General features: G+C 49.2%; 2 rRNA genes. Both read left to right on the top strand.

The window, feature by feature from the left end:
• Nucleotides 1–102: 102 nt before the first annotated feature.
• Nucleotides 103–3,013, top strand: a 23S ribosomal RNA gene (locus PT278_RS07920).
• An 82-nt stretch (nucleotides 3,014–3,095) separates the two neighbouring features.
• A 5S ribosomal RNA gene (gene rrf / locus PT278_RS07915) occupies nucleotides 3,096–3,212 on the top strand.
• The last annotated feature ends 3 nt before the right edge of the window (nucleotides 3,213–3,215 follow it).

Genomic DNA, 3,215 nt, shown 5'->3' with positions numbered 1-3,215 from the left:
GTTAGTACATTGAAAACTGAATATAATCCAAGAAAAAACCGAGACACAATCAAAGAGATAAGAAACAGATTGCAAGAGCGACCGAGAGAGTATCTTGAGTAAGGTCAAGTAAATAAGGGCGCACGGTGAATGCCTAGGCACAAGAAGGCGAAGAAGGACGCGACTAACAGCGAAATGCTTCGGGGAGTGGTAAGTACACAATGATCCGGAGGTATCCGAATGGGGGAACCCAGTATGAGAGATCATGCTACTAGCTGATGAATACATAGTCAGTTAGGGCAAGACGCAGTGAACTGAAACATCTAAGTAGCTGCAGGAAGAGAAAGAAAAATCGATTTCCCAAGTAGCGGCGAGCGAAACGGAAAGAGCCCAAACCAAGTGATTTATCATTTGGGGTTGTAGGACTGTAATAAGGTAGTGCAGGAGATAGCAGAATTATCTGGGAAGGTAAGCCAGAGAGGGTGAGAGCCCCGTAAGCGAAATCGAATGCACACTGAGCAGGATCCTGAGTAGGCCGGAACACGAGGAATTCCGGTTGAAGCAGCGAGGACCATCTCGCAAGGCTAAATACTAATTTGTGACCGATAGTGAACCAGTACCGTGAGGGAAAGGTGAAAAGAACCCCGGAAGGGGAGTGAAATAGAACCTGAAACCGTGTGCCTACAAGTAGTCAGAGCCCATTAAAGGGTGATGGCGTGCCTTTTGTAGAATGAACCGGCGAGTTACGTTAACTAGCGAGGTTAAGTCAGAAAAGACGGAGCCGCAGCGAAAGCGAGTCTGAATAGGGCGAGAGAGTTAGTTGATGTAGACCCGAAACCAAGTGACCTACCCATGGCCAGGTTGAAGGTGCGGTAAAACGCACTGGAGGACCGAACCCACGTAAGTTAAAAATTGCGGGGATGAGCTGTGGGTAGCGGTGAAATTCCAAACGAACTTGGAGATAGCTGGTTCTCTCCGAAATAGCTTTAGGGCTAGCCTGGTGCGAGGATGATAATGGAGGTAGAGCTCTGTTTGGACGAAGGGCCCGTCAGGGGTTACTGAATTCAGATAAACTGCGAATTCCAGATATCAAAGCACTGGAGTCAGACTGCGAGTGATAAGATCCGTAGTCGAAAGGGAAACAGCCCAGATCACCAGTTAAGGTCCCAAAATCTATGCTAAGTGGAAAAGGATGTGGAGTTGCGTAGACAACTAGGATGTTGGCTCAGAAGCAGCCATCATTAAAAGAGTGCGTAATAGCTCACTAGTCGAGTGACGCTGCGCCGAAAATTTACCGGGGCTAAGCATAGTACCGAAACTGTGGATGTGTAGTAATACACGTGGTAGGAGAGCGTTCTAAATGCGGTGAAGGCTAATCGAGAGGATAGTTGGAGCGTTTAGAAGTGAGAATGCCGGTATGAGTAGCGAAAGACAGGTGAGAATCCTGTCCGCCGAAAGACTAAGGTTTCCTGGGGCAGGCTCGTCCGCCCAGGGTAAGTCGGGACCTAAGGTAAGGCCGAGAGGCGTAGCCGATGGACAACAGGTAGAGATTCCTGTACTGCGTTAAATCGTTAATAGCGAAGGAGGGACGCAGGAGGCAAGGAACGCATGGCGCTGGAAGCCCATGTTCAAGCAACAAGTGTGAGAGTGAGTCAAATGCTTGCTTTCAATAAGCACAAGTTGTGATGAGGAGCGAAATAAAGTAGCGAAGGTTCTGTAGTCACACTGCCAAGAAAAGCTTCTAGTGAGAGATAACGTACCCGTACCGCAAACCGACACAGGTAGTCGAGTGGAGAACACTAAGGTGAGCGAGAGAACTCTCGTTAAGGAACTCGGCAAAATCGCCCCGTAACTTCGGAAGAAGGGGTGCTGGTGTAACAGCCAGCCGCAGTGAATAGGCCCAAACAACTGTTTATCAAAAACACAGGTATCTGCAAAGTCGTAAGACGACGTATAGGTGCTGACACCTGCCCGGTGCTGGAAGGTTAAGGAGAGAGCTTAGTCGTAAGACGAAGGTTCGAACTGAAGCCCCAGTAAACGGCGGCCGTAACTATAACGGTCCTAAGGTAGCGAAATTCCTTGTCGGGTAAGTTCCGACCTGCACGAAAGGTGTAATGATTTGGGCACTGTCTCAACGAGAGACTCGGTGAAATTATAATACCCGTGAAGATGCGGGTTACCCGCGACAGGACGGAAAGACCCCATGGAGCTTTACTGCAATTTGATATTGGGTAGCTGTTAAACATGTACAGGATAGGTAGGAGCCAGAGAAGATAGGACGCTAGTCTTATTGGAGGCAATGTTGGGATACTACCCTTGTTTGATGGCTACTCTAACTAGTATCTCTAAGCGAGATATAGGACAGTGTCAGATGGGCAGTTTGACTGGGGCGGTCGCCTCCTAAAGAGTAACGGAGGCGCCCAAAGGTTCCCTCAGAATGGTTGGAAATCATTCACAGAGTGTAAAGGTATAAGGGAGCTTGACTGCGAGAGAGACAACTCGAGCAGGGACGAAAGTCGGGCTTAGTGATCTGGTGGTACCGCATGGAAGGGCCATCACTCAACGGATAAAAGCTACCCTGGGGATAACAGGCTTATCTCCCCCAAGAGTTCACATCGACGGGGAGGTTTGGCACCTCGATGTCGGCTCGTCGCATCCTGGGGCTGAAGTTGGTCCCAAGGGTTGGGCTGTTCGCCCATTAAAGCGGCACGCGAGCTGGGTTCAGAACGTCGTGAGACAGTTCGGTCCCTATCCGTCGTGGGCGTTGGAAATTTGAGAGGAGCTGTCCTTAGTACGAGAGGACCGGGATGGACATACCGCTGGTGTACCAGTTGTCTTGCCAAAGGCATCGCTGGGTAGCTAAGTATGGCAGGGATAAGCGCTGAAAGCATCTAAGTGCGAAGCCCCCCTCAAGATGAGATTTCCCATACGTAAGTAGTAAGACACCTCTAAGACTAAGAGGTAGATAGGCTAGGAGTGGAAGAGTCGTGAGACTTGGAGCGGACTAGTACTAATCAGTCGAGGACTTGACCAGAGCTTGAGCAATCTGGATAGTGTAAGAAAGTTTTTTCAAGAGATTATATTTAGTTTTGAGTGTAAGAACTCAAACGAAAAAGTACGGTGGCAATAGCAAGAAGGAAACACCTGTAACCATGTCGAACACAGTAGTTAAGCTTCTTCACGCCGAGAGTAGTTGGTGGGAGACTGCCTGCGAGGGTAGGACGCTGCCGTGCTTT

It is taken from the genome of Lactobacillus sp. ESL0703, from assembly GCF_029433435.1.
Lineage (GTDB): Bacteria > Bacillota > Bacilli > Lactobacillales > Lactobacillaceae > Lactobacillus.
Note: the sequence above shows the minus strand (reverse complement) of the source record. Positions and strands in the feature narration are given on the sequence as shown.